This is a genomic window from Pseudomonas sp. E1MeOHC2 (assembly GCF_058745025.1).
In genome coordinates this window covers 3,241,772-3,267,293 of sequence record NZ_CP196675.1, presented here as the reverse complement: position 1 = coordinate 3,267,293, position 25,522 = coordinate 3,241,772, and the positions used below count along the sequence as shown (strand labels likewise).

Here is a 25,522-nt window from a genome sequence, read left to right as displayed (position 1 = left end):
CGAGGCAGAAAATTTGGCAGCTGAATCGTTTAATCTGACCAGGCGGCCACGTTACTCGATAATCTCCCGAGGAAAAAGCCCCATCCTGTCGGACAATTGCGACAATGGTCGTCTGCGCGTGAGCGCAGCTCCGGGTCAAACTATCCGGTCTGGCCTCGCAGCCAGCCCCGGTAATAACAAGGAAAATTCGGTGAAACTCAGCGATATCGCCCGTCTGGCCGGTGTGTCCGTGACCACTGCCAGCTACGTCATCAATGGCAAGGCCGAACAGCAGCGCATCAGCAGCAGCACTGTCGAGCGCGTGCGCGCAGTGGTCGAGGCCCATGGCTTTACGCCCAACCCGCAAGCCGCTGGCCTGCGCAGCCGGCATACCCGTACGTTGGGCTTCATTCTCCCGGATCTGGAGAACCCCAGCTACGCGCGCATTGCCAAACAGCTCGAACAAGGCGCCCGCGCCCGCGGCTACCAGTTGCTGATTGCCAGCAGCGATGACCAACCGGACAGCGAGCGCCAATTGCAGCAGTTGTTCCGCGCCCGTCGTTGCGATGCACTGTTCGTCGCCAGCTGCCTGCCAGCCGAAGACGACAGCTACCGTGAACTGCAGGACAAGGGCCTGCCGGTGATCGCCATCGACCGCCGCCTGGACCCCGCGCACTTCTGCTCGGTCATCAGCGATGATCGCGACGCCAGCCGCCAGTTGGCCGCCAGCCTGCTGAGCGCGGCCCCGCGCAGCATCGCGCTGATCGGCGCGCGCCCGGAGCTTTCGGTCAGCCAGGCCCGTGCCGGCGGGTTCGACGAGGCCCTGCAAGGCTATGCCGGTGAGGTACGTCGCTACCAGGGCGAGGCGTTCAGCCGCGAATGCGGTCAGCGCCTGATGCAGCAACTGATCGACGAACAGGGTGGTTTGCCAGATGCCCTGGTGACCACCTCCTACGTGCTGCTGCAAGGCGTGTTCGACACCCTGCAGGCGCGCCCCGCCGACTCGCGCCAGCTGCAGCTGGGCACCTTCGGTGACAACCAGTTGCTCGACTTCCTGCCACTTCCGGTCAACGCCATGGCCCAGCAGCACGGGCTGATTGCTGCCACGGCGCTGGAGCTGGCCCTGGCAGCCATCGAGGAGGAGCGTTACGAACCCGGCGTGCACGCCATCGGTCGAACCTTCAAGCAACGCATTACAGCGGGCTGAGCATGCGCCTGATCGACACCCACACCCACCTCGACTTCCCCGACTTCGACGCCGACCGCTCGCGCCTGCTGGCCAACGCGGCGGCGCGCGGGGTGGAACGCATGGTGGTGCTGGGGGTGTATCAGGCGAATTTCCAGCGGGTATGGGACCTGGCCTGCGCCGAAACGCACGTGTTTGCAGCCCTTGGGCTGCATCCGGTTTATCTCGACCAGCATCGCCCGGAACACCTTGCCCAACTGCGCGACTGGCTGGAGCGCCTGCGCGGCGACCCACGCCTGTGCGCCGTGGGCGAGTTCGGGCTGGACTACTACCTGGAAACGCTGGACAAGGGCCGCCAACAGGACCTGTTCGAGGCCCAGTTGCAGCTCGCCTGCGACTTCGAGCTGCCCGCGCTGCTGCACGTACGCCGCAGCCATGCCCAGGTGATCGCCACGCTCAAGCGCTACAAGCCGGCCCGGGCCGGGGTCATCCATGCATTCGCGGGCAGCTACGAAGAGGCGCGCGAATACATCAAGCTCGGTTTCCGCCTTGGCCTTGGCGGGGCGGCTACCTGGCCGCAGGCGTTGCGGTTGCGCAAGACACTGGCACGGCTGCCGCTGGACAGTGTCGTGCTGGAGACCGATGCGCCGGACATGGCCCCGGTAATGTACCCCGGGCAGCGCAATAGCCCGGAGCACCTGCCGGAGATTGCCGTGGCGTTGGCTGAGGTGATTGGCATAGAGGTGGACCTGTTGGCTAACGCCAGCAGCAAGAATGCCTGTGAGTTATTTGGCTGGTAGTGCAGGCCCTTTCGCCCATAGAACAAAACTTGACTCAGTGATTTAACACCGACGCTGTGGGAGCGGGCTTGCCCCGCGAACACCGGCGAAGCCGGTGCCATGCTCCGCGTGGCAGGTCAGACCAGCACGGTCCACAACGCAAACCCGGCATACCACAGCACCGCACAGCGCAGCAGCAACTCCCACAGGCTGTCTAACCGGCTCAGGCCACGCTGGCTGTCCTCCTGCTCGGGAATATCGTCGGCAATCCGGCCAACACGGGCCACCAGGTGCCCGGCGCTGATGTGCCAGTTGAGCAGCTCGTGCAGCATGACGCGGGTCACGGCGACGAAGTTGCCAACCAGCGCGAAGCTCAAGGTCATTACCCGCACCGGCAGCCAGTCCATGATGTGCCGCAGTTGCTCGGCACGCGCCTTGAGCGCGGGTTGCTTGCTGTGCTCACCGCACAGCGCCAGCAGGCGATAGGCCAATGCCGCACCTGGGCCGAGCACGAAATACCAGAAGATCACGGCAAAGAAGCTCTGATAGGCCTGCCACAGCAGGTAGCCTTGCACGCGCACCAGCAGGCTATGGGGTTCGTCGGCCACCAGGCCCAGGTCGCGCTCGGCAACGTGCAGGGCAGCCTGATCATCACCGCGCCGCCAGGCATCGCGAAAAGGCCCCAGTGCCGCCTTGGCGTCGCCACGGCCCAGGCTGTAGATCAGCACCAGCAAGTGCACCGGCAACGCCAGCAGCCCATAGGCCACCGGCTCCAGCACATGCAGCAGCAGGACCAGCACCGCCACCGGCGCCAGCACCAGAATGGCCAAGGTCCACCAGGGGTGCACCTTGCCGCTACGCTCCAGGCGCACCAGCTCACCCAGGAAAAAACCGTCGCGCTGTACTTGATGGCGCAATGCCGAGAATTTCTCGACCCACAGTGCCAGCAGCAAAACCAGAAAACTCATGGGTTGTCCTCGTTATCCTTCACGGTTTGGCGATAGCGATGCCAGTCGAATGCCGGGCCTGGGTCGGTCTTGCGCACTGGCGCAATGTCGCTGTGGCCCTGGATGCGCGCAAGGCTGATGACCGGCCAGGCGTTACGGATCTGCCGGGTGAGCTGCTCCAGCGTGGCGTACTGGGCATCGGTGTAAGGCAGGTCGTCAGTGCCTTCGAGCTCGATGCCGATGGAAAAGTCATTGCAGCCCTCGCGCCCGTCGAAACTCGACACCCCGGCATGCCAGGCGCGGTCGAGCAACGACACGAACTGGGTCACGGCGCCATTGCGCTCGACAAACAGATGCGCCGATACCGTCAGGTGACTGATGCTCGCAAAATAGGGGTGTTCATTGGCGTCCAGGCGGTTCTGGAAGAATTCCTGAACCTTGCCGGTGCCGAAACACGCTGGCGGCAGGCTGATGTTGTGGATCACCAGCAAGGAGATCGACTCGCCCTCGGGGCGTGCATTGAAGTTCGGCGAAGGGCAGTGGGTGATTCCGTGGAACCAGCCGGTGGCACGGTCCAATTGCATGGGGTAGATCCTGAAAAAACGCCGGGTACAGAGCAGCAGTATGCCCTGCGTCCGAGGCCGTTTGCATGTGAATCATTGTAATGGTGGTTCAGCGGACCTGCCGTTGCCGCAGCCCTTCGAGCACCGCCTCCAGCGCCCGCTCGAACAGCAAGCCGTCATCGAGCACCCGCACTTCCCCCCGCTGCATCGCCAGGGCAAGGCTGCCAATGTTCCACTCACGCACTTTCATGCCCGTGCGATTGGCGAAGACCAGCCGATCGCTGCTGTCGATACGCGCCACCAGCTTACAGCGCAGTGGCTGGTCTTCATCGAACACCTCGACCCAGGTGCCGATACGCAAACGCTGCACCTGGCGCTGCTCCGAGGCGTGGCCGTCGGCCACGTGCAGGGGCGCACAAGCCGGCTCTTCGGCCAGTGCCAGCACGATGTCCTCGGCCACAAGCACCGCCTCAAGCTCCGGGTGGTCATCGGCCAGGGGCCCTTGCGACGTGGAGCAGGCGCGCAGGTGCAACTGCTCCAACTGCAAAAAGAAGTCGCGGGTAGCGGTCGAGTCCAGCGCCACGCCAGCCAGGCCTTCGCGCAGTGCCTTGAGCAGCCCAGGCAGCGCTTGCAGCAATTGCTCACACGCCTGTGGGCCGTGGTGCGGGGCGATGCTGGCAAGCAGCGCGTCCAGGGTGGCCAAGGCGTTGTGCCAGGCCTGGGAGCCCTCGCCCTGCTTGAGCCACGCCAGCAACATCACCTGGCTCCAGGCCTGCACCAGCATCTGTACCACCACCTGCGGCAACACCCGTCCACGTAGACGCTGGTTGAGCACGTGCTGCACCTGCTGGCGAGCTTGCAAGGTGCGCGCCCGGCCCTCTTCGGCGTCGCGCGTGCGTTGTTCGAGCAGCTCGTTGCGGCGGCGTTCGTCCTGGCTGAAAGCGATAAAATCGTCGAGCAACTCGGCGAACAGGCTCGGGTCTTCGGTAAAGTCGTTGAGCAGGCGCTGAATGATTCGCTCCACCCGCACATGCAAACTGTCGCGCAATCCTTCACCCCCCTTCTCCCAACCGATCGCAGCACCCGCAATCTCGTTGAGCAAGCGGCGGGCCGGGTGGCTGGCACGGCTGAACAGCCCTTTGTCGAGCAGCGCGACCTTGAGCAGCGGAATATGCAGACGCGCGATCAGCGCCCTGAGGCTGGCCGGAAGGTTGTCGTCGTTGTGGATGTACTCGAACAGCAGGCCGACCAGATTGATCATGTCTTCATCGGCCGTGGCGATGCGCCGGCGTGTGCCACTGCGCACACTTACGCGCAACAGCAGTTGTTCAAGCTGCTGGCCGAGCTCGAAGTCATCTGCCGCCTGCGTGGCGGGTACATAGTGCTGCAGGTGTGAGAGCAGGCGTAGCAGGTCGGCGGTGCTGATCGGCCGGGCAGCGGCCACGGCCTGCAAACGCGGCGCGATCTGCCCCCGCGCCGGGGCCAGGAGTGTTTGCAGCGAAGCAAAATACGCTTGCCCCGCACTGTCGGCGCCCACCTGCACCTGTGCCTCCAGGCTTGCCGGCCGACGCCCGGCGCTCATGCGCCGGTCCTCGGCGCGCCGCCGTGGGGCCGGTTGCAGCTCGGGCAGCACGCCGGCTGCGGCGAGCAACTGGTTGGCCTCGGCATAGAGCACATCCACATCGCGCAGCACGTAGCGTTCGAAAAGCTTGAGCAGGACCAGCTTCACCCGTAGACCAACCCCCAGGTTGCGGCCGGCTTCGAGGAAATAGCCGCACAGGGCGGCGGGCCCAACTGGGTTCTGCTGCTCGCCCACAGGGCGATCAAGCAATGCCTGCAAGCGCAGGCCCAGTTGCTGCAGGGCAACGCCATCGCGCGACAGCACCCGCGCGACCATGCCATCGAGGGCCGACGCACGCTCTCGTTGGCTCTTGTTGCCGGTGCTTTCCCCGCCATCCAGGCCGCCCAAGGGGTCGAGCTTGCCGATGCTGGCGAAGGTGCCATAGAACGTATCGAGAAAGCCGCGCTCGATGCTTTTGCGCTTCAGACGCAAATCACGCATCGCTTCGAAATACAGGTTTTGGTCGCAGCGTTCAAAGGCCTTGTCGGCCATCTCGAAAAGGGTGTCGTCGGCGTTGTCGAACAAGCCTTGCAGGCCTTGACGCAATTGCAGTGCAGCTTTGTCCCGCACTTGCAGGAGCACCACCGGAAGGCAAGGCAGAGGCGTGCGCGCGCCCCGGTCGATGGCTGCCGCCAGCGGCACCACCTTGCCTTCTTTATGCATCCTGAACTCCTTGCAGGTTCGCTTGCCCGTCAGTGCAATGAATCGTCAAAACCATGACGCCAAATACTGGGCACCAGTATCGGCAAAAATTCTGATAGCTGCCAGCGCCGTATCGCTTGCAGGAAAATGACCCTGTTCTGGGTCAGACGCTCACACCGACCGACCAAAGGTCACTCGCTATGCGGCTGTACACACCGGCCCCCTGCCCTATAATCGCCGGCATCTAGCTTGTGGAGCCGACCATGCCGAACCTACGCCTCGCCGACCTGACCGCTGAAATCGAAGCCAACGTGCGCCGCGCGCTGCTGGAGGACATCGGCAGTGGCGATATCACCGCGCAGCTGATCCCGGCCGAGCGCCTGGCCAAGGCGACCATCATTACCCGCGAGGACTGCGTGATCGCTGGCACCGCCTGGGTCGATGCCGTGTTCCGCCAGCTCGACCCACGGGTGGCCGTGCACTGGCAGGTAGCCGACGGCGAGAGGGCGGTGGCCAACCAGCCGCTGTTCCACCTGGAAGGCCCGGCACGCTCGCTGCTCAGTGGTGAGCGTAGCGCGCTGAACTTCCTGCAGATGTTGTCTGGTGTCGCCACGCGCGCGCGCTTTCTGGCCGACATGGTCGAAGGGACCCAGGTACGCCTTCTCGACACCCGCAAGACCCTCCCAGGCCTGCGCCTGGCGCAAAAGTATGCGGTCACCTGCGGCGGTTGCGACAACCACCGTATCGGCCTTTACGACGCCTTCCTGATCAAGGAAAACCACATCGCCGCCAGCGGTGGCGTGGCCGAGGCAGTGGCGGCGGCGCACCGTATCGCCCCTGGCAAGCCGGTGGAAATCGAGGTGGAAAGCCTGGACGAACTGCGCCAGGCCCTGAATGCGGGTGCAGATATCGTCATGCTCGACGAGCTGACCCTGGATGAAATGCGCGAAGCGGTGCGCATCACCGCAGGCAAGGCCAAACTTGAGGCCAGCGGCGGCGTCAACGAGAGCACTTTGCGGGTTATTGCCGAGACTGGCGTCGATTACATCTCCATTGGTGCCATGACCAAGGATGTGAAAGCCGTTGACCTGTCGATGCGCTTGAGCCTCTGAGGGCGCGCGGCGCTTGTACCCCGGATAACATGGGTCATTGTGGGAGCGGGCTTGCCCGCGAAGCGGCCCGAACAGGCGCAGAAAATTCCAGGCATAAAAAAACCGGCCAGATGGCCGGTTTTTTTTCGGGCTTGGATCAGAACGCGGCGTTGGCCAGGCCGTCCAGATAACGCTCGACGTCCAGCGCGGCCATGCAGCCAGCACCGGCCGAGGTGATGGCCTGACGGTAAACGTGGTCTGCCACGTCGCCGGCTGCGAACACACCTTCGACATTGGTGGCAGTGGCATTGCCTTCGCGGCCGCCGTTGACCACCAGGTAGCCGTCCTTGAGGGTCAGCTGGCCTTCGAACAGCGAGGTGTTCGGCGTGTGGCCAATGGCGATGAACACACCGTCGACCTTGATTTCGTCGCTGCTGCCATCGTTGTTCTTCAGGCGTGCACCGGTCACACCCATGTTGTCACCCAGCACTTCGTCCAGGGTGGCGTTGAGCTTGAGCTCGATCTTGCCTTCGGCCACGCGGGCGTTGAGCTTGTCGACCAGGATTTTTTCGGCGCGGAAGGTTTCGCGACGGTGCACCAGGGTCACCTTGCTGGCAATGTTGGCCAGGTACAGCGCCTCTTCAACGGCGGTGTTGCCGCCGCCGACAACCGCTACCGGCTTGTTGCGGTAGAAGAAGCCGTCACAGGTGGCGCAGGCCGAAACACCCTTGCCCATGAAGGTTTCTTCCGACGGCAGGCCCAGGTAGCGGGCGCTGGCGCCGGTGGCGACGATCAGGGCATCACAGGTGTAGGTGCCACTGTCACCCTTCAGGGTGAACGGCTTGCTGGCCAGATCTACAGCGTTGATGTGGTCGAAGACGATCTCGGTCTCGAAGCGCTCGGCGTGCTCCTGCATGCGCTGCATCAGGGCTGGGCCGGTCAGGCCATGGGGGTCGCCCGGCCAGTTGTCGACTTCGGTAGTGGTGGTCAGCTGGCCACCGGCCTGCATGCCGGTGATCAGCAGCGGCTTGAGGTTGGCACGGGCAGCATAGACTGCGGCGCTGTAACCGGCAGGGCCGGAACCGAGGATGATGACGCGCGAATGACGTACTTCAGACATGTCGAACTCCTGTCGAGCCGGCCGCACGGGGCCAGCATCGGTGTGCCGGCGGTGCCAGCTGGAATTTAAAAAGGACCCACGCAACCTTGGGGAAGGCTACAACGCGTTGGTCCAAAACCTAAAAGTTGAGCGCACTGTAGCGAGGTCGCAAAGATTAAGGAAATATCCTTCGACAATCCACCTCATAGGCATCGTCTATCCAGCAATTTCATTCACCAAAAACGCCCTGATGCTTTTGTTACAGCCGGTTTCTCCGGCATCGCCCGCCTTTCGTCGGCGCAACAAACTCGGTAAGGTCAGCGCGTTTTCCTTATGTTCGGAGTGTCTCGATGCAAGCCCCTGTCCTCTCTGGCCCCCAGTATCTGCGCGAAGGCCTGAAACTGGTGCTGAGCCCGAACCTGCGGTTGTTCGTGCTGCTGCCCCTGGCAGTCAACCTGCTGCTGTTCGGCGGCCTGATCTACTTTGCCGGCCATCAGTTCAGTGTGTGGGTCGACGCGCTGATGCCAACCCTGCCCAGCTGGTTGAACTTCCTCACGTACATTCTCTGGCCACTGTTCGTCGCGCTGGTGGTGCTGATGGTGTTCTTCACCTTCACCCTGGTGGCCAACGTCATTGCGGCGCCGTTCAACGGTTTTCTGGCCGAAAAGGTCGAGGTGGTGGTGCGTGGCGAAGACAATTTCCCCGCCTTCAGCTGGGCTGAGCTGGTGGCCATGGTGCCGCGCACCTTCGGCCGCGAGATGCGCAAGCTGGGCTACTTCCTGCCACGGGCCATCGGCCTGTTCATCCTGTCGCTGATCCCGGTGGTCAACGTGGTTGCCGCGCCGCTGTGGCTGATCTTTGGTGTCTGGATGATGGCTATCCAGTACATCGACTACCCGGCGGACAACAACAAGATGAGCTGGCAGGACATGCTGGCGTGGTTGCGCCAGAAGCGCTGGCAGTCGCTGGGCTTTGGCGGCATCACCTACCTGGCGCTGATGGTGCCGGTGGTGAACGTGCTGATGATGCCGGCGGCGGTGGCGGGGGCTACGTTGTTCTGGGTGCGTGAGCGCGACTAACGCCAGGCGCGGCCTTGTGTGGGAGCGGCCTTGCGTCGCGAAAGGGCCGCGTAGCGGCCCCAGGTTTTTAGCATCGCCGCAGACATTGCCGAGGCTGCTACGCAGCCCTTTCGCGACGCAAGGCCGCTCCTACCCGAGCCGGCTGGAGAACTGCCCGACTACATCCACCACCCGCTTCGCGCCGTCCTGGATTTCGACGATCACATGGCCAGTTTCATCGGCCAGCGACAGCCCCTGCTCAGCCTGACGCTTGCTGGTGTCGATAATCGCTACCGCAGCCTGGGCCAATTGCTCGTTCTGCTGCACCACCCTGGCAATTTCTTCGGTAGCAGTGCTGGTACGCGAGGCGAGCTGGCGTACTTCATCAGCGACCACGGCAAAACCACGCCCCTGCTCGCCCGCCCGGGCCGCTTCGATGGCGGCGTTAAGCGCCAGCAAGTTGGTCTGCCCAGCAATGTCGCTGATGGTCTTGATGATCGAGCCGATCACTCGCGACTGGGTATCCAGCGCCTGAATGCCTTCGGCCGCTTCCTGCATCGACGACTCCAGCCCCCGCATGACGCTTACGGTCTGTGTGACCACGTCGGTGGCCTTGCGCGCACTGGCGTCAGTACTGAGGGAGGTGTTAAAGGCGATGTCCGCCGCCTCGGCAACCGCTTGCTCCTGGTTGACCTGGTCGGTGATCACAGTGGCAAACTTGACCACTTTGTACAGCACATCATGGGCATCAAAGATCGGGTTATAGGAGGCCTCCAGCCAGATGACCCGGCCATGGGCATCGATACGCTTGAACCGTTCAGCCACGTACTCGCCCCGGCGCAGCTTGTCCCAGAACGCCTGATAGCCCGCCGAATTGGCCTCGGCCGGTTCGCAGAAGATGCGGTGATGCTTGCCACGGATCTGCTCCAGGCGGTAGCCGACCGATGTCAGAAACCGTTCGTTGGCGGTCAGGATGGTGCCGTCGAGGTTGAATTCGATCACTGCGGTGGAGCGCATCAGCGCCTTGATCAGGCTTTCATGCTCACGCGATGTTTCGATGGTGCGGGTAAGGTCGCTGGAGTGCAGGCTGAAATACTTGATGCGCCCTTCGCTGTTCTTGACCGGCTGCAGGATGGAGCGCAGCCAGGCTTCCTGACCATTGCCGCGCAGCAGGCGGAAGGCCCCGTTAAGATGCTCGCCACGGCTGATCGCGGTTTTCATGCGCTGATAGAAGTCGAGCGTCTTCACATGGGCCGGGACAATGTCCTCGAGCTTGCGCCCAAGCAATTGGTCGGCACGGTAGAGCATCTCGCTCTCGAAGTTACCGTTGACCATCTCGATCCGTCCCTGGGGGTCGAGCTGGAGCACCAGCATCTCGCTGTCGAGGCTGCTCTTGACCTGCTCGACGGACATCAGGTCTTCACGCAGTTGCTGGATTTCTTGCTTGAGCTTGTTGTTGAACATTACCGCTCTCCTGGAGCGCAGCACGTAATCGAATGCATCTTCATCGGCTGCCGGTACTCGCTTCTTGAGTGCCCTCCACGCAAATATTCATAAAGTTGCAACAACCGGCAATCAGGCGTCACCTGCACGTCACGAGGCCGTCACATGGGCGCAATGATGCAAGCGGAAACTTTTTGTCATGAATACACCCGCCCTACGCATCACCCTCGTCAGCGAAACCTTCCCACCCGAGATCAACGGTGTAGCCAACACCCTTGGCCGCCTCTGCGAAGGGCTGCGCCAACGTGGGCATGACATCGAGATCGTACGCCCCCGCCAGGCCGGCGAAGCGCCTGTGCACAACGATCCGCATGTGCTGCTGTGCCGCGGTTGGGGCTTGCCCGGCTACCCCGGCCTGCAATGGGGCGAAGTGTCCATGCACAAGCTGCTGCGGCGCTGGCGCAGGCAACGCCCGGATGTGCTGTACATCGCCACCGAGGGGCCGCTGGGGCTGAGTGCACTGCGTGCGGCGCGGCGCCTGGGGGTGCCGGTGGTCAGCGGCTTTCATACCAACTTCCCGCAGTATTCCGGCCAGTATGGCCTGGGTCTGCTGGCACGGCTGCTCACCCATTACCTGCGCTGGTTCCATCGCCGCACGGCAATCACCCTGGTGCCCAGCGTCAGCCAGCGCCTGGAACTGGAGCGCCGTGGTTTCGAGCGCCTGGAGCTATTGGCTCGCGGGGTCGATGCCTGCCTGTTCAACCCTGCGCGGCGCAGCCAGGTGCTGCGCGAAAGCTGGGGGCTTGGCCCGGATGATATCGCCGTGCTGCATGTCGGGCGGTTGGCGGCAGAAAAGAACCTTGGCGTGCTGCGCCCGTGCCTGGACGCCCTGCAGAAGAGTTATCCACACAAGCGCCTGCGCCTGATCGTGGTCGGTGATGGCCCGCAGCGCGCCAACCTCCAACAGCAGGTGCCTGATGCCGTGTTCTGTGGTGCCCAGCGCGGTGAGGTACTGGCCGAGCACTATGCCAGCGGCGACCTGTTCCTGTTCCCAAGCCTGACCGAGACTTTTGGCAACGTGGTGCTTGAAGGCATGGCTTCAGGGCTGGCAGTGGTCGCCTACGATGAGGCAGCCGCCGCGCAACATATTCGTCATGGGCACAGCGGCGCGCTGGCGATGCCAGGGGATCAGGCGGCGTTTATCGATGCAGCGTGCTGGTTGCTGGAAGAGGAGGAAACCCTGCGAAGGGTACGCTTGAATGCGCGTCAACACGCCAGCCGCCAGGGTTGGCCGGGGATTGTCGAGCAGTTCGAGAATTATCTGAGTGTTGCTACAAGAGAGAATAGCGCACAGCCGGGGAGCACCAGCTCAGTGGTCGAGGTCAAACCTGAGTCATCTCAGACGCAAGGATGAGCGGAGATCGCCAGCTACCGTGAGCCCCTTATGGCTTGCGCGGACTCATTCACGGCCAGCAAGGCTTTTTCTGTATTGGCGATCCGAACACGAACTTTCTCGATTTCTACTGAAAGTACATCAGCGATATACTCTGGTGATTCGTCGAAAATGATCTTGCTACCTTCTTTCCCTTGCACTGCATTTGAATGACGCTTCGTCAATAACGCATAGTTATTCTTATGATATTCAAGGCTTTCGCTCAACATCATCTTGCCTACTTTTCTTTCTGCAGGTGTTAAAGCGGTATGCGGCATAGGCTTGCCCGCCGATGATTCGATCGGGTAAATCTCGTCAAAAATCCGCTTCCCGTGCTTGGCTTTAACATACTCATACATAATTGAGTCTGTTGCCTTGAGCACTCGTTCCCCCGCATTTCTCAGCATCCCTTTGAGCGCCTTCAGCATATGGCCTGACGGATCGCTGTGATTGACAGGATCACCTTTGCAATACGCGTAGGTGTTCATGCCGGCGGCACCGAAGGGGCTCCAGTCATCAGGTGCGGTAAACCGCATCAAGACAGGGCTGTAAAGGCGGTAACCCTTGCCTAGCAGATAGCCTTCCGTCAAAGACTCGGGTACCTGACCGGTAAACCCAGGCAGTAAAGGATGGGGGGCCTGGTAACCGTAGGGGGCGTAGAGGCGAAACTCTACTGGCTGTTTGGGGTGGGATTGCATGGCCGGTGATAAAGCATCATTGACCAGCAGTATCGATGTCTGTGCATCGGCGCTTTTAATCACGACTGCATGTGCGTGCTCTGCCACATCGAAGACACGTCGCTGCTCTTGCTCATGATGTAGCAGCGTCAGGCGATGCCCTTGATAAAAATACATAAGCGCCATTTGCCAAACCTCGTGATGCGGTTCGCGAGGTTGAAGTTTGACAGCGCACCTACTATTGCCGCTACTGGCAAAAATATCAGTTCATATCGGCGATGGGCCGCAAAGCGGCCCGTGTGTTCAGCCCAGCGCTTTCTCGATAGCCTGCACCACCGCAGGGTCGTCCGGCGCAGTCCTTGGCGAGAAACGCGCCAGCACGCGCCCATCCTTGCCCACCAGAAACTTTTCGAAGTTCCAGGTGATGTCGCCGGGAAATTCAGCCCCTTCCCCCGCCAGCAGGCGATACAGCGAATGGCGGTGCGGCCCGTTGACCTCAAGCTTGGCGCCCAGCGGGAAGCTCACACCGTAGTTGAGGCTGCAGAATTCCTGGATCTCTTTCTCGCTGCCTGGCTCCTGGCCGGCAAACTGGTTGCACGGCAGCCCCAGCACACTGAACCCCTTGCCCTTAAACTGCTGTTGCAGCTTCTCCAGCGAAGCGTATTGCGGCGTCAGGCCACACTTGGAGGCAACGTTGACCACCAGCACCACTTGGCCCTTGAACGGTGCGAGGGGCAGCTCCCCGCCGTTCAGTGCCTCCAACTTCAGGTCGTGAAATGCACTCATGTTGTAATCCCCTCTCAGGTTCCCGATTGCCGCGGGGGGCGAAATCCGCCCAATAAAAAGGCGCTCGTCCAAGCCGTCCACCTCCCGTTGGGAAGGCAAATCGGCTTGCCCGAGCGCCTGGCGACTCTCTGAGCTTAGCGCAGAAAATCAGTGGTGATGGCCACCTTCACCGTGGATGTGACGGTGCGCGATTTCTTCTTCGCTGGCGTCACGCACGTCGACAACCTTGACCTGGAAGGTCAGGCGCTGGCCGGCCAGCGGGTGGTTGCCGTCAACGGTGACGTCGTCGCCGTCGAGGTCGCGAATGGTGACGATCTGCATCTGGCCATCCGGTGCCGAAGCGTGGAACTGCATGCCGACTTCCAGCTCGTCAACGCCTTCGAACAGGCTGCGGTTCAGGGTGCTGACCAGCTCGGCCAGGTATTCACCGTAGGCGTCTTCCGGCTCGATGGAGACGTTCAGCTCGTCACCGGCCTGCTTGCCTTCCAGCGCCTTTTCCAGGCCCGGGATGATGTTGCCGGCACCGTGCAGGTAAACCAGCGGCGCGCCACCGGCGGAGCTGTCGATGGTCTCCCCGGCGTCGTTGGTCAGGGTATAGTCGATGGAGACAGCCTTGTTGGCGGCGATCAGCATGGGGCAAGACCTTTTGCAAAAGTATGTAGAGCGGACAAGTGTAACCAAGCCATCGCCCGATTGCGAACGTGCCTCGGCTGAGGAACGGTCCATCAGTCGGATCACAGGCTTCCATCAGGACCAAGAAGGCCACTGGGTGGTCGAGTTGTCGTGCGGCCACACCCAGCACCTTCGTCACCAACCTCCTTGGCAGGCGCGCCCGTGGGTGCTCGATGCCGAACAGCGCCAGCAGCGCATCGGCGAGGCTTTCGCGTGTGGCTGGTGTGCACAGGCAGCCGATAGCGCTACCCTTGGCCGTTGACTCCTTGCACCGCTTTAATTCGAGAAGCACGCATGCAAACATTTTTCATTGCGCCGACCGACTTTGGTGTCGGCCTGACATCGATCAGCCTGGGCCTGGTTCGCACCCTCGAACGCGCAGGCCTGAAGGTCGGCTTTTTCAAGCCGATCGCCCAGCCCCACCCGGGTGATACCGGCCCTGAGCGCTCCACCGAACTGATCGCACGCACGCACGGCATCAAGCCGCCCATGCCGCTGAGCCTGGCCCACGTCGAGCGGATGCTCGGCGATGGCCAACTGGATGAGTTGCTGGAGGAAATCATCCGCCTCTACCAACAAGCCTGCATCGGCAATGACGTGGTCGTGGTCGAAGGCATGGTGCCAACCCGCCACGCCAGCTATGCGGCGCGGGTCAACCTGCACCTGGCCAAGAGCCTGGATGCCGAGGTGATCCTGGTATCGGCCCCCGAAAACGAGGTGCTCAGCGAGCTGTCCGGGCGCGTCGAACTGCAGGCCCAGCTGTTCGGCGGCCCTCGCGACCCGAAAGTGCTTGGGGTCATCCTCAACAAGGTGCGTACCGACGAAAGCATGGCGGACTTCGCCACGCGCCTGCGCGAACATTCGCCATTGCTGCGCGGCAACGACTTCCGCCTGCTCGGCTGCATCCCCTATCAGCCCGAACTGAACGCCCCGCGCACCCGCGACGTGGCCGACCTGCTCGGCGCCCAGGTGCTCAACGCGGGGGACTACGAGCAGCGGCGCATGAGCAAGATCATCATCTGTGCGCGTACGGTGGCCAACACCGTGCCGCTGCTTACATCCGGCACCCTGGTGGTGACCCCAGGCGACCGGGACGACATCATCCTTGCGGTAAGCCTGGCGGCAATCAACGGCGTGCCCCTCGCCGGCCTGCTGCTGACCAGCGACAGCAAGCCCGATGCACGCATCCTGGGGCTGTGCCGTGGCGCCTTGCAGGCCGGCCTGCCGATTCTTTCGGTGAGTACGGGTTCGTACGACACGGCTAATCAGCTCAATTCGCTGAACCGCGAGATCCCAGTGGATGACCGCGAGCGTGCCGAGTTCATCACCGATTTTGTCGCCAGCCATCTCGACGCTGCCTGGCTGCATCAGCGCTGCGGCACGCCACGCGAGCTGCGCCTGTCGCCAGCGGTGTTCCGCTATCAACTGATCCAGCGCGCGCAGCAGGCCAACAAGCGCATCGTCCTGCCAGAAGGCGCCGAGCCACTGTTGGTGCAGGCAGCGGCAATCTGCCAGGCCCGTGGCATCGCGCGTTGCGTACTGCTGGCCAAGCCCGAGGAAGTCGAAGCGGTCGCCCGTGCCCAGGGCATCACCCTGCCTGCAGACCTGGAAATACTCGACCCTGAGTTGATTCGCGGGCGCTATGTCGACGCGATGGTCGATTTGCGCAAGAGCAAGAACCTCAATGCCCCCATGGCCGAGCAGCAACTGGAAGACCCGGTGGTGATCGGCACCATGATGCTGGCCCTGGATGAGGTCGACGGCCTGGTCTCGGGCCTGGTGCACTCCACCGCCAACACCATCCGCCCTGCCCTGCAGCTGATCAAGACAGCACCAGGCGCCAGCCTGGTGTCGTCGGTGTTCTTCATGCTGTTCCCCGAGCAGGTGCTGGTGTACGGCGACTGCGTGATGAACCCGCACCCAAGTGCTGCAGAACTGGCAGAAATTGCCCAGCAGAGCGCCGAATCGGCACACGCCTTCGGCATCGCGCCACGGGTGGCGATGATCAGTTATTCAAGTGATTCGGCGAGCGATGAAGAAGTCGACAAGGTGCGTGAAGCGACACGCCTGGCACAGGCCGCCGCGCATGATCTGCTGATCGACGGGCCGTTGCAGTATGACGCCGCAGCCAACCCGGCCATCGCCCGGGAACTGGCACCGAACAGCCCGGTTGCTGGGCGTGCCACGGTGTTCGTTTTCCCGGATCTGAATACCGGCAACACCACTCACAAAGCGGTGCAGCGCAGCGCCGATGGTGTCAGCCTGGGGCCGATGCTGCAGGGCTTGCGCAAACCGGTGAACGATTTGCCGCGAGGGGCTCAGGTTGACGACATCGTGCATACCATCGCCCTGACGGCGATTCAGGCCAGCGTCGTGCGTTGAACGTCAGGGGGCGCCTGGCGCCCCCGTCTCGCTTTTACGGGTACTGCTGAACCTGCCCCTGCTGGTCATACTGCTGGCCGGGAATTGGCTTCAGGTTGACCTCTACACGACGGTTCTGCGCGCGGCCGTTGGCGTCGGCGTTGCTGGCGATTGGCTGGTCCGGGCCCAGGCCACGTGCGGAAATGCGCGAAGCATCGACACCCTGCGAAGTCAGGTAGGTGCTGACCGCTTGCGCACGGCGCAGGGACAGGTCCATGTTGTGCTGGCGGCTGCCGGTGCTGTCGGTGAAGCCAACCACTTCGATGGTGTTCTGGTTGAACTGCTTGAACGAACCGGCCAGGTTGTTCAGCGGCGAGTAGAAGCTTGGCGCGATGTTGGCCGAGTCGGTGGCGAAGGTGATGTTGCCTGGCATGATCAGCTTGATCTGGTCGCCCTGGCGCTGCACCTCGACGCCGGTGTTGGCCATTTGCGCGCGCAGCTCGGCTTCCTGCTTGTCGGCGTAGTAGCCGTAACCCGCAGCGGCGGCACCCACTGCGGCAGCGCCGATCAGTGCGCCTTTACCCCGGTTGTTGTGGTCGATGGCGGCGCCGGCGATGGCACCGGCCAGCGCGCCCAGGCCGCCGTACTTGGCGGTCTTGCTCATCCCCGTGGAGCCCTGCGCCTGACCCTGGTTGTCGTACGGGTTCTGGCTGGCGCAGCCCGTCATCAGGGCGGCGGCGGTTGCGACGATAATCAGACGACGCATGGTGAACATGGACAAGCTCCTACTGAAATTCATAAATGCGGCAGGCCGCGAATGGCTCTATGCCAGCCTTGGATTGCCAAGATGGCAAAAAATTCCATGAACGTGTTTTCACCGAGGTTCATGCCCGCACAAACGGGTTCTCGCGCATCTCGTCACCCAGGCGGGTATCGGGCCCGTGACCTGTGACCACGATGGCCTCTTCATCCAGCCGGTACAGCCGCTCCTTGATCGAACGAACGATAGCCCGCTGATCGCCGCCCCACAAATCGGTGCGGCCGATACCGCGACGGAACAAGGTATCGCCGGCAATCAGCAGCTTGGCATCAGCGAACCAGAAACTCATCGACCCCGGCGTATGCCCCGGGGTGTGCAAGGCTACGCCACAACCGCAGGCCAGCTCCTCGTCATCGCCCAACCAGCGATCTGGCGGTGGCACCGGGGTGTAAGGCACGCCGAACATCTGGCATTGCATCTCAAGGTTGTCCCACAGCGACTGGTCATCTTTGTGCAGGTGCAACGTCGCGCCAGTCAGCGCCTTGAGCTTGCCTGAGGCGAGGAAGTGATCGAAGTGCGCATGGGTGTGGATGATGCTCACCAGGGTCAGGCCGTGGGCCTGCAGGCGGGCGAGGATTTTCTCCGGGTCACCGCCTGGGTCGACGACGATGGCCTTTTTGGTCAATGGGTCGCCGATCAGGGTGCAATTGCATTGCAACGGGCCTACGGGGAAGGTTTCACGGATGAGTGCTGACGGTGTCATTTCCATGGGTGAACACAGGAACCAATTAATCGAAGAGGGTTTGCACCCGAGCCAGCGCGTCGAGGACGACTACCTCGGGAACGGTTTCAACACGTTTGGCACTTCTGGCTTCGAGATCCACAGTGCGGATCTGGTTGCAGAGCATTACACCTTGCGTCTGCGTGCCCGCACCACTGAGGGTAACGGCAAACCCTGCATGCCTTGCAAAATCGCCACCTTGGGAGATAGGGACAATGACCGCGAGCCCCGCAGCATTGAAGGCTGCAGGCGTGAGCACCAATGCAGGTCGCCCTGCCCCCTGCTGCGCTCGACCGACGGTAGGGTCAAGATTGACGCGAACGATGTCGCCTCTGGCGAACTTGGCCCGCTTCACACTTCCCGCCCCACTGGACGCATCGCGTTCCAGTCGGCCATATCCTCTGGCTCCGGTGCGCTCAGATCACACTGTGCCATCAATTCTTCAAGGGTGTATTTGGGTTTTGTTCTGAGGGGCTTGAGCACCATCGTTTCGCCCGCCGTATCCAGGCTCAGCGTTGAGCCGACACCCAGTTGCAGCTGCTTGAGCACCGCTGCCGGCAGACGAATCGCTGCACTGTTGCCCCACTGCTGAATCTTGATCTGCATAAGTATCTCCCAAGGTAGATACATAGTAGAAACCCTCCAAGTGATTGCAAGTGAAATGTAGAAACGTCGTATCTACACTGTCACTCGCTTGGCTTTAACAAAAGCCCTGTAATCACTAGAAGGAAATGCCTTACATCGCCTTGGGAATCGACTCTCGGGAGCAATACCAGAAACTATCTAGTCAGGTGCAATGGCCACGACAAGGCTCAGGGCAAGAACAACCTGAACAACCCGCCTCCCAGCGCCCCACCATTGGAAATTTCGATCCGCCCCTTCACCCCATCGCTCTCATGCAACGCTGCGATCCGCGCGGCGAAATACAGGCCCAGGCCGGTACTGCCGCTGTGTGAGTCGATGCCCTGGATGAACTCTTCCTGGCGTTCGAGCATGCGCTGTGGATAACCTGGGCCGTCATCGTTGACGCAGATAACCAGCTGATTCGCCTCTTCCTCGATGCTGATCAACAACGCATGCCCGGCAAACCGGGTGGCGTTGGTGATCACGTTGGCAATCACTGATGCCACCAGCTCGCGGTCGAAGAAGCCCAGCGGGTTATCGGTGTCGATGCGCCAGGTGGCAAGGATGTCATTGTGCTTGAGCACTTCTTGATGGGCGGCCAACTGGGCTTCGATGAAGTCGTCCAGCTCATGGTAGTCCGGGCAGACCGGCAGCTGGTTCACGCCCAGTTTGTACAGCCCCAGCAGTTGCACCAGCATACCGTTGAGGTGACGGAACTCGTGTTCCATCACCCCTTGCTCGGTACCGCCGCGCAACTCTTCGGGCAAACGCGCCAGCCACTGGTCATGGGACTGGATCAGCGCTGACAGGGAGTTTTTGAGGTCGTGCACGGTGGAGGCGATCACCGTGGAAAAATCCAGCCCCTGATTGTCTTGATTCATGCGCCGAACACTCGGATGTGCAGTTTGCCATAGCGGTCATAGCGGTTGTCGCTGGCAGGGATGCCGGCCACGCGGGTCAAGGCGTCGCGGCATTCCTGCATGATCGCAGGCTGTGGGTCATCCCCCCCGATGCGCAGCAGCGCCTGGGCGGTGTTGAGGGCGATGCTGATGTTCTTGGGTTGCAAGGCCAAGGCCTTGCGGAACAACTGCAACGCTTCGTTGAGCTGACCTCCCTGGTAACTGCGCACTCCTTGGCGGTTAAGGGTGACTGCCTCGGTGATTGCATTGAGTACGGCCGGATCATCCGTCAGCTTGGCCACCCTCTGCATCACTTTGGGGTCGTCGCCGTAACTTTCAACGCAGCTTTTGAGCACGCCGATAGCGGCCGCTTCCTGCCCTGAGGCCTGCAACTGAGCAGCCACCGTCAACGCGGCATCGACCGAGAAGAACTGCTCCATCTTGTCCAGACGCTGCATGGCCTGCTCGGTGAGCTTGGCGGCGGTCTCGGCATCCCCGGCCTGCTGCAGGCTGGCGGCCTTCATCATGCGGGCGCGTACCTGCAGGCCCTGATCCTCAGGGTTTTCCTTGGCCACTTCACTGAGCACGGTGTTGATCTCGACGCGGGTACGGGCGTCCAGGCCGAAGCCTGCGTTCTTGTTCATCAACGCCTGAACCAGGCCAAGGTTGTTCTCGGCATCCTTGTAGCGCGAACTTTGCCCCTGGTTCACCGCATGGCGGAACGCTTTCGAGGCGGTTTCAAAATCTTCGTTGCCCAGCGCCAGCTTGCCCAGCGTGGCCTGTCGGCGTACCGACAGCGGCGACAGGCGTACCGCTTCTTCAAGCATGTTCTGGGCGCGCTTGTTCTCGCCTTGCGCCACCAGGGCCTCGGCCATGCCATCGTACAGGCCCGGCATGATCGGGAAGGCCTTGAGTGCCTGTTCGTACACGCCCTGGGCCTGTGCATGCTGGCCACGCTTGTGCATCAGGCTGCCCAGCGCCGAATACACCCACGGCTGCGGACGGCTGGCGAGAATGGCCTTGAGGAACTTTTCCAGCTCATCGAAGCGATTGAGGTTGCGCAGCGCATCGGCCCGATAGCGCAGGCACAGGGGTGCAAAGCGCGGGTCCTTCTTGCACAGTTCAGCGCAGGCCGCCAGGACTTCAGCCGGGCGCCCACGGTCCAGCGCCTGGAGGATGGGCTTGAGCAAGGTCTTGCGCTGGAACAGCTTCTCGACACGCTGGGCCAGCCCAACCCGGTTGAACGGCTTGGTCAGGTAGGCATCGGGCTCATGCTCGATGGCACTGAGGACAATGGCCTGGCTGCTCTCTGCCGTCACCATGATGAACACGCACTCATGGCTGATGTGCTTGTCGAGGATCAGGTCTTCGAGCACCTGCTGGCCGTTCTTCTTGCCGTCGCCCAGGTGGAAGTCCTGCAGGATGAAGTCATAACGTTTCTGCGCACACATGCGCAGGGCCTGCTCGCCGCTGTCGGCGGTGTCCACGTCGCGCACACCCAGTTCGCGCAGCATGGACCGGGTCGACGTACGAAAGTCGGTGAAGTCGTCGACGATCAGAAAGCTCTTTTGCCCGTACTGCAGCATCAACACGACCTGTATTGGGATGATTGAAAAATCGCGCAAGGCGATGCATACCACCGAATGCTGTATCGGCAGCCAGTCGGGAAAGATGAGGATAGAGCATGCAGCGCGCTGAACGATGGCGGGCAATGGCCTCAAGCCATCACTTTAGCGGGCACTGCCTCAGGCCAGCAAGCCCAGTGATTTGGCCTTGGCCACCGCTTGAGTCCGGCGCTCGACGCCCAGCTTGCTGTTGATGTGGCTGGCATGGGTCTTGACGGTATGCAGCGAGATGAACAACCGTTCGCTGATCTGCTGGTTGGAGCAGCCCTGGGCGATCAGCTCAAGCACAGCCCGTTCGCGGCCGCTCAATGCCTCGCCACTGCCACTGCTGAGCACAGGCAACTGGGGCAACCGTTTGAGCAGCTCTACTTGAACCGGGCAAGCCGAGCGCGCCGCGAGCTGCTCGTGCAGCCACTGTGGGTGTTTTTCGAGCAAGGGTTGGAACGGTTGCAGAACGCCGCCCTGCGCGGCTTCGAGCGCCTTAGGCAGCAGCCCGGCAGCCTGCGCGTCACAGCCTTGCGCGAGCAGCAGGGCGATCCACTGGCACAGGGCGCTGACGGCCAGCAGCATCCCGCCACTGACCAAGCCTCGTTCGACCAGCCCCGACAGGCGTTGAACCGACGCATCAGTGCGTAGCTGGATACGCTCCAGCAATGCCTGCTGCAGTTCGATGTGCAGGGGTAATAACGGGTGGAACTCCGGCGCTGCCGCAGGCTGCTCGCCACCGTAGGTCTGCCCCAGTCGCAGCAACCAGGGCTCGGCAAGATCGGTGCGCCCCTGTGCCAGCCACAGCTCGCACTTCACCAGGGTAATCATGGCCAGATAGTAAATCGGCGGAACATCCCAGATGTGCATCAGCCGTTCCGCCTCGGCTAACTCAGCGAACGCTTCGGCGAAGTGGCCCTCCCGGCCATCAAGCGTAGCAATGACACAGTGGCCGATCAGCACGCTGATGTCTCGACAAGCCCGCGCCTCACCAAGCCCCGCACGCAAGCGCGCACGGCCCTGGGCCGCTTGCAGCCGCGAGACCAGCAGGTAGCCTTCGTATAGGGTCAGCCGCGCCCGCACTGCATACAACCGCTGCCCCGAAAGCCCTTGCAGGCGCTGCAAGCCCTGGCGCACTTCGTCCAATGCCCGCAACACTTCGCCGCGGGCGTGCAGCACCCGTGCCCGGTCATAATGCGCCAAAGCCTCGAACAGCGGGTTACCGACGCGCTGGGCCAGCTCCAGGGCTTCGCGGTTCCAGCCCCGCGCGTGCCAGAAGTCGGCATCGGCAATGGCCAGGTTAGACAGTGTCGACAGGCACACCAGGCGCTGGCCATACCGTTTGCACGGCAGGCTCTGCAACGCTTCACCGCAGTAGGCCAGGGTGCGTTCACGATCACCCCGACCGCGCGCAATCACCCCGCTCAGGGCCAGCCACTGGGCCAGCATGGACTTCTGCGCGGTCGCCGACGGCGCAGGCAGAAAACGGCTGAGGTAGCCTGCCAGCTCTTCGGCCGCATCCAGCTGACAAGCCAACCCCAACGCCCAGCTGTACAGCACGATCAGGCGCGGCGTGCTGATCAGCAAGCTCTCGGGCAGGTCCATTTTCCAGCGCAGCAGCATGCCGACGTTCTGCTCGGCCAGCAGTTGCTCCTCGGAGAGGCTCTGCACCAGGTCGGCAGCGACATCTAGGTGGCCGGCACGCAGCGCCTGTTCAACCGCCTCGTCCAGCAAACCCTGGGCCTCGAACCAGCGACAGGCACGCAAATACAGACGCGCCAGCGGTTCGCTGGCCTGGCGGCTACGCAGCAGGTCGGAGAACAGGTGATGGTAACGAAACCAGTGGCCGTGTTCGTCCAGGGGCACCAGAAACACCTGATGAGCCTGCAGAAAGCGCAGGATGTCGGCGCTGTCCTGGCGGTCACGCAGGGCATCGCAGAGCGGCGCGCAGAAGCGCTCCTGGCACGCCGTGTCGAAGAGAAAAGCCTGTACGTCCGCCGGCAGGATTTCGATGACTTCTTCCAGCAAGTAGTCGCGTATCAGCCCTTCGCCGCCGTGCAAGGCGTGGGGCAAGGCATGCTCATCGCCTGATTCGCTAGCCGCCAATTGCCAGAAGCGCAAACCTGCCACCCAACCGTCACTGCGCTGGATCAGGTTGTCCAGCGCCTGGCCACGCAGGCCGGTGGGTTGCCGGCCGATCACCGCCAGCGACTCGTCGGGGGTCAGCCGCAGGTCCTGCTCGTTGAGCTCGGTCAGTTGCCGCGACAGGCGCAGCCGCGCCAAGTGCCAATCCGGGCGCTGGCGACTGGTGATCAACAGCACCAGGCCACTGGGCAAGTGATTGAGGAAAAACTGCAGGCAGCGGTCGAGCACCGGCCCCTGGGCCAGGTGGTAGTCGTCCAGCACCAATAAGAGGGGGGTATCGGCTTGCAGGTACTGGGCAAGTTCGTCGAGCAGGCCGTCGATCCACTCCTCGAAGGCGAATGGCTGGTGGCGCTGGCGCATTTTCAGCAGGCCCATGGCCTGGCCACCCAATGCAGGGCAATACTGCTGCAGGCCTTCGAGCAGCCGCTCAAGAAAACGGCCAGGGTCGGCATCGCGCTGGCTCAGGCCAAGCCAGAGGCTGCGCCAGTGCTCAGGCAGTGCTTCGCAGAATTCGATGGCCAGCGAGCTCTTGCCAAAACCCGCCGGCGCGTTGACCAGCAGCAACCGCCCGCTGAGGCCGGCATGCAGGCGCTGGCACAGCCGCGCACGCGGCACATGGCCATCCGGCAGCGGCGGCCGGAAGAAACGCCCGTCCAGCAGGCCCAGGGCCTGGCTGGCGAATCCATGCGTACGGGACAGATCTGTCATGGCCGGCTCGTTCTGGGTGGAAGACAACGGCGATACGGATGCTTGCGAGACTAGCGGGTAACGCAGCGCATTTGAAGATGATGGGCACAATTAGGCCGCAAAAGACTACGACAAAAAGCAACAACACTGATAGACGCGGGCTGGATCGGGGCTTTGGCGGAATATTCACCGGCTTTATCACCGGTTTTGCAGGGCCGCGCAATGTTGGACCTGAACAGAAACGCCCCGGCAAGCCGGGGCGTTCTGGGGATCACACGGAGGTGGCACTCAACGGTTCAACGAACGCCTGACTGACGCAGCGCCGCTGGCTGGAAATCGGCCTTGCTGGCACTGAAGCCGAAGTCATAGGCACGCTTCTCTTCGTTTTTCATGCCCAGCGCCAGGTAACGACCCGACTGCAGGTCGTAGATGGTTTCCAGGGTGTACCACGGTACCTGCATGTTGTAGTAGTCCTGGGAGTGCGCTTCGGACACCCGCCACAACTGGCCACGCCCGTCATACTGGTCGATCACGGCAGCCTGCCAGGTGTCTTCGTCGATGTAGAAGTCACGCTTGGCATAGATGTGCCGCTGGCCAGGCTTGAGCGTCGCGACCACATGCCACACCCGGCGCAGCTCGTAGCGGGCCAGGTCCTGGTTGATGTGCCCGGCCTTGAGGATGTCGGCGTACTTCAGGCTCGGCGAGTCGAGTTTGTAGCTGTTGGAAGCGATGTACAGCTCCTTTTTGCCCTCGAGCTTCCAGTCGTAGCGGTCTGGCGCGCCGTTGAACATGTCCAGGTTGTCCGAGGTACGCAGGCCGTCGGCAGCGGTGCCTGGGCCGTCGTACGACACTTGCGGCGCCTGGCGCACGCGGCGCTGGCCGGCGTTGTAGATCCACGCCTTGCGTGGCTCCTTCACCTGGTCCAGGGTCTCGTGTACCAGCAGCACCGTACCGGCCAGACGCGCTGGGGCGGTCACTTCCTGCTTGAAGTAGAAGAGGATGTTGCCTGGGTTGTTCGGGTCGTAGTCCTTCATCTTGTCGCGGAAGACGAACTGGTCCGAGAAGTACACCAGGCTGTAAGAACCGTTCTGCTGCGGTGTGGCCTGAGTTACCAGGCGGCTGACGCTGCCGCCACGGTAGCGGGTGATGTGGTTCCAGATCACCTCAAGGCCGCTGTGGGGGATCGGGAACGGCACGGCGGTGCGGAAGTTGTTCAGGCCGTTGCCGCCTTCGACCAGCGTGGTCTTGGTGGCGTTTTCCTTGATGGCAGCGAAGACGTCGTCAGGTACCGAGGAGCCGCGGTGGGTCTTGAACACTGGGATCTTGAAGGTATCCGGGTAGCGCTTGAACATCGCCACCTGGCCCGGCGAGAGCTTGTCCTTGTACTGGTCGACGTTCTGCGCAGTGATGGTGAACAGCGGCTTTTCGCTGCCATAAGGGTCGGAAAGGAACCCTTTGGCATCAGCACTGCCCGCCGTCTTCGACAGCGGTTGCCAGGCACTGATCGAGCCATCGGCGTTACCGGCCTTTTCGGCGCCCATCGGGGTAAGGGTGCCGCCCAACTTGGCCGCCTCATCGGCAGACACCGCTGCCATGACGCTGGTCGCCAGCAGGGACAGCCCCAGCACACCGGCTTGCAGCAGACTTCTGGTCTTGTTCATGTCGTGTCGTCCTGGATCA

The 25,522-nt window shown here is 62.3% G+C and carries 23 protein-coding genes; 7 read left to right on the top strand and 16 right to left on the bottom strand.

Going from position 1 to position 25,522, the window contains the following annotated elements:
* Nucleotides 1-190: 190 nt before the first annotated feature.
* Both cra and ACSSU5_RS14715 read left to right on the top strand, forming a co-directional pair.
* The gene (gene cra / locus ACSSU5_RS14720; protein WP_264310266.1) at nucleotides 191-1,186 is read left to right on the top strand and encodes a catabolite repressor/activator; all 996 of its coding nucleotides are present in this window, start codon (nucleotides 191-193) and stop codon (nucleotides 1,184-1,186) included.
* A gap of 2 nt (nucleotides 1,187-1,188) precedes the next feature.
* Nucleotides 1,189-1,965, top strand: a complete 777-nt coding sequence (locus ACSSU5_RS14715) for a TatD family hydrolase (RefSeq protein ID WP_264310267.1) — start codon at nucleotides 1,189-1,191, stop codon at nucleotides 1,963-1,965.
* Between the two features lie 116 nt (nucleotides 1,966-2,081).
* Here ACSSU5_RS14715 and ampE read toward each other — a convergent pair whose 3' ends face one another.
* From ampE to ACSSU5_RS14700, 3 genes are all read right to left on the bottom strand, one after another.
* The gene (ampE, locus tag ACSSU5_RS14710) at nucleotides 2,082-2,912 is read right to left on the bottom strand and encodes a regulatory signaling modulator protein AmpE (protein WP_264310268.1); all 831 of its coding nucleotides are present in this window, start codon (nucleotides 2,910-2,912) and stop codon (nucleotides 2,082-2,084) included.
* On the bottom strand, nucleotides 2,909-3,475 hold the full coding sequence (gene ampD / locus ACSSU5_RS14705) for a 1,6-anhydro-N-acetylmuramyl-L-alanine amidase AmpD (protein ID WP_264310269.1): 567 nt from the start codon (nucleotides 3,473-3,475) through the stop codon (nucleotides 2,909-2,911). Before ampD ends, ampE begins: the two co-directional genes overlap by 4 nt.
* A gap of 88 nt (nucleotides 3,476-3,563) precedes the next feature.
* A complete protein-coding gene (locus tag ACSSU5_RS14700) occupies nucleotides 3,564-5,738 on the bottom strand; it encodes a DUF1631 domain-containing protein (RefSeq protein ID WP_492559167.1) in 2,175 nt (724 codons plus the stop codon).
* A 242-nt stretch (nucleotides 5,739-5,980) separates the two neighbouring features.
* Between ACSSU5_RS14700 and nadC the strand changes: the two genes are divergently transcribed.
* Entirely contained in the window at nucleotides 5,981-6,829 is an 849-nt protein-coding gene (gene nadC, locus ACSSU5_RS14695; RefSeq protein ID WP_264310271.1) for a carboxylating nicotinate-nucleotide diphosphorylase, read from the top strand.
* Between the two features lie 136 nt (nucleotides 6,830-6,965).
* Here nadC and trxB read toward each other — a convergent pair whose 3' ends face one another.
* Nucleotides 6,966-7,928, bottom strand: a complete 963-nt coding sequence (gene trxB / locus ACSSU5_RS14690) for a thioredoxin-disulfide reductase (RefSeq protein WP_264310272.1) — start codon at nucleotides 7,926-7,928, stop codon at nucleotides 6,966-6,968.
* Nucleotides 7,929-8,257: 329 nt separating this feature from the next.
* Here trxB and cysZ point away from each other — a divergent pair, with 329 nt between their 5' ends.
* Nucleotides 8,258-8,986 (top strand): sulfate transporter CysZ, encoded by a 729-nt coding sequence (gene cysZ / locus ACSSU5_RS14685; protein ID WP_492559166.1) that lies wholly within the window; start codon nucleotides 8,258-8,260, stop codon nucleotides 8,984-8,986.
* Between the two features lie 129 nt (nucleotides 8,987-9,115).
* Here cysZ and ACSSU5_RS14680 read toward each other — a convergent pair whose 3' ends face one another.
* Nucleotides 9,116-10,429, bottom strand: a complete 1,314-nt coding sequence (locus ACSSU5_RS14680; protein WP_492559165.1) for a methyl-accepting chemotaxis protein — start codon at nucleotides 10,427-10,429, stop codon at nucleotides 9,116-9,118.
* 178 nt (nucleotides 10,430-10,607) lie between these two features.
* Between ACSSU5_RS14680 and ACSSU5_RS14675 the strand changes: the two genes are divergently transcribed.
* Nucleotides 10,608-11,822 (top strand): glycosyltransferase family 4 protein, encoded by a 1,215-nt coding sequence (locus ACSSU5_RS14675; protein ID WP_492559164.1) that lies wholly within the window; start codon nucleotides 10,608-10,610, stop codon nucleotides 11,820-11,822.
* Between the two features lie 14 nt (nucleotides 11,823-11,836).
* On the opposite strand, the gene ACSSU5_RS14670 is transcribed toward ACSSU5_RS14675, so the two are convergent.
* The 3 genes from ACSSU5_RS14670 to ACSSU5_RS14660 all read right to left on the bottom strand — a co-directional run bounded on the left by ACSSU5_RS14670 (nucleotide 11,837) and on the right by ACSSU5_RS14660 (nucleotide 13,936).
* Nucleotides 11,837-12,703, bottom strand: a complete 867-nt coding sequence (locus ACSSU5_RS14670; protein ID WP_492559163.1) for an RHS repeat-associated core domain-containing protein — start codon at nucleotides 12,701-12,703, stop codon at nucleotides 11,837-11,839.
* A gap of 117 nt (nucleotides 12,704-12,820) precedes the next feature.
* On the bottom strand, nucleotides 12,821-13,303 hold the full coding sequence (locus tag ACSSU5_RS14665) for a glutathione peroxidase (protein ID WP_264310280.1): 483 nt from the start codon (nucleotides 13,301-13,303) through the stop codon (nucleotides 12,821-12,823).
* A gap of 147 nt (nucleotides 13,304-13,450) precedes the next feature.
* Complete coding sequence (locus ACSSU5_RS14660) at nucleotides 13,451-13,936, bottom strand: FKBP-type peptidyl-prolyl cis-trans isomerase (RefSeq protein ID WP_016501463.1); 486 nt, start codon at nucleotides 13,934-13,936, stop codon at nucleotides 13,451-13,453.
* Here ACSSU5_RS14660 and ACSSU5_RS14655 point away from each other — a divergent pair.
* Together ACSSU5_RS14655 and pta are read left to right on the top strand one after the other, a co-directional pair.
* Nucleotides 13,935-14,237 (top strand): DUF3565 domain-containing protein, encoded by a 303-nt coding sequence (locus ACSSU5_RS14655; RefSeq protein ID WP_264313978.1) that lies wholly within the window; start codon nucleotides 13,935-13,937, stop codon nucleotides 14,235-14,237. The genes ACSSU5_RS14660 and ACSSU5_RS14655 overlap by 2 nt on opposite strands.
* A 32-nt stretch (nucleotides 14,238-14,269) precedes the next feature.
* On the top strand, nucleotides 14,270-16,357 hold the full coding sequence (pta, locus tag ACSSU5_RS14650; RefSeq protein WP_264310281.1) for a phosphate acetyltransferase: 2,088 nt from the start codon (nucleotides 14,270-14,272) through the stop codon (nucleotides 16,355-16,357).
* A 34-nt stretch (nucleotides 16,358-16,391) separates the two neighbouring features.
* Here pta and ACSSU5_RS14645 read toward each other — a convergent pair whose 3' ends face one another.
* From ACSSU5_RS14645 to ACSSU5_RS14610, 8 genes are all read right to left on the bottom strand, one after another.
* Nucleotides 16,392-17,111 (bottom strand): YiaD family glycine zipper/OmpA-like lipoprotein, encoded by a 720-nt coding sequence (locus ACSSU5_RS14645; RefSeq protein WP_264310282.1) that lies wholly within the window; start codon nucleotides 17,109-17,111, stop codon nucleotides 16,392-16,394.
* Nucleotides 17,112-17,220: 109 nt separating this feature from the next.
* Complete coding sequence (locus ACSSU5_RS14640; protein ID WP_264310283.1) at nucleotides 17,221-17,865, bottom strand: MBL fold metallo-hydrolase; 645 nt, start codon at nucleotides 17,863-17,865, stop codon at nucleotides 17,221-17,223.
* A 19-nt stretch (nucleotides 17,866-17,884) separates the two neighbouring features.
* On the bottom strand, nucleotides 17,885-18,232 hold the full coding sequence (locus ACSSU5_RS14635) for a type II toxin-antitoxin system ChpB family toxin (RefSeq protein WP_492559162.1): 348 nt from the start codon (nucleotides 18,230-18,232) through the stop codon (nucleotides 17,885-17,887).
* Nucleotides 18,229-18,507, bottom strand: a complete 279-nt coding sequence (locus ACSSU5_RS14630; RefSeq protein ID WP_264310285.1) for an AbrB/MazE/SpoVT family DNA-binding domain-containing protein — start codon at nucleotides 18,505-18,507, stop codon at nucleotides 18,229-18,231. The genes ACSSU5_RS14635 and ACSSU5_RS14630 overlap by 4 nt, the downstream gene beginning before the upstream one ends.
* Nucleotides 18,508-18,689: 182 nt before the next feature.
* On the bottom strand, nucleotides 18,690-19,382 hold the full coding sequence (locus ACSSU5_RS14625) for a sensor histidine kinase (RefSeq protein WP_264310286.1): 693 nt from the start codon (nucleotides 19,380-19,382) through the stop codon (nucleotides 18,690-18,692).
* Nucleotides 19,379-20,986: a tetratricopeptide repeat-containing response regulator gene (locus tag ACSSU5_RS14620; RefSeq protein ID WP_264310287.1), complete on the bottom strand. Its 1,608-nt coding sequence runs from the start codon at nucleotides 20,984-20,986 to the stop codon at nucleotides 19,379-19,381. The genes ACSSU5_RS14625 and ACSSU5_RS14620 overlap by 4 nt, the downstream gene beginning before the upstream one ends.
* Before the next feature lie 159 nt (nucleotides 20,987-21,145).
* Nucleotides 21,146-23,863 carry a winged helix-turn-helix domain-containing protein gene (locus tag ACSSU5_RS14615; RefSeq protein ID WP_492559161.1) on the bottom strand — a complete coding sequence of 906 codons (2,718 nt, stop codon included), beginning with the start codon at nucleotides 23,861-23,863 and terminating at the stop codon, nucleotides 21,146-21,148.
* A gap of 275 nt (nucleotides 23,864-24,138) precedes the next feature.
* Entirely contained in the window at nucleotides 24,139-25,503 is a 1,365-nt protein-coding gene (locus tag ACSSU5_RS14610) for a DUF1329 domain-containing protein (protein WP_264310289.1), read from the bottom strand.
* Between the last annotated feature and the right edge of the window lie 19 nt (nucleotides 25,504-25,522).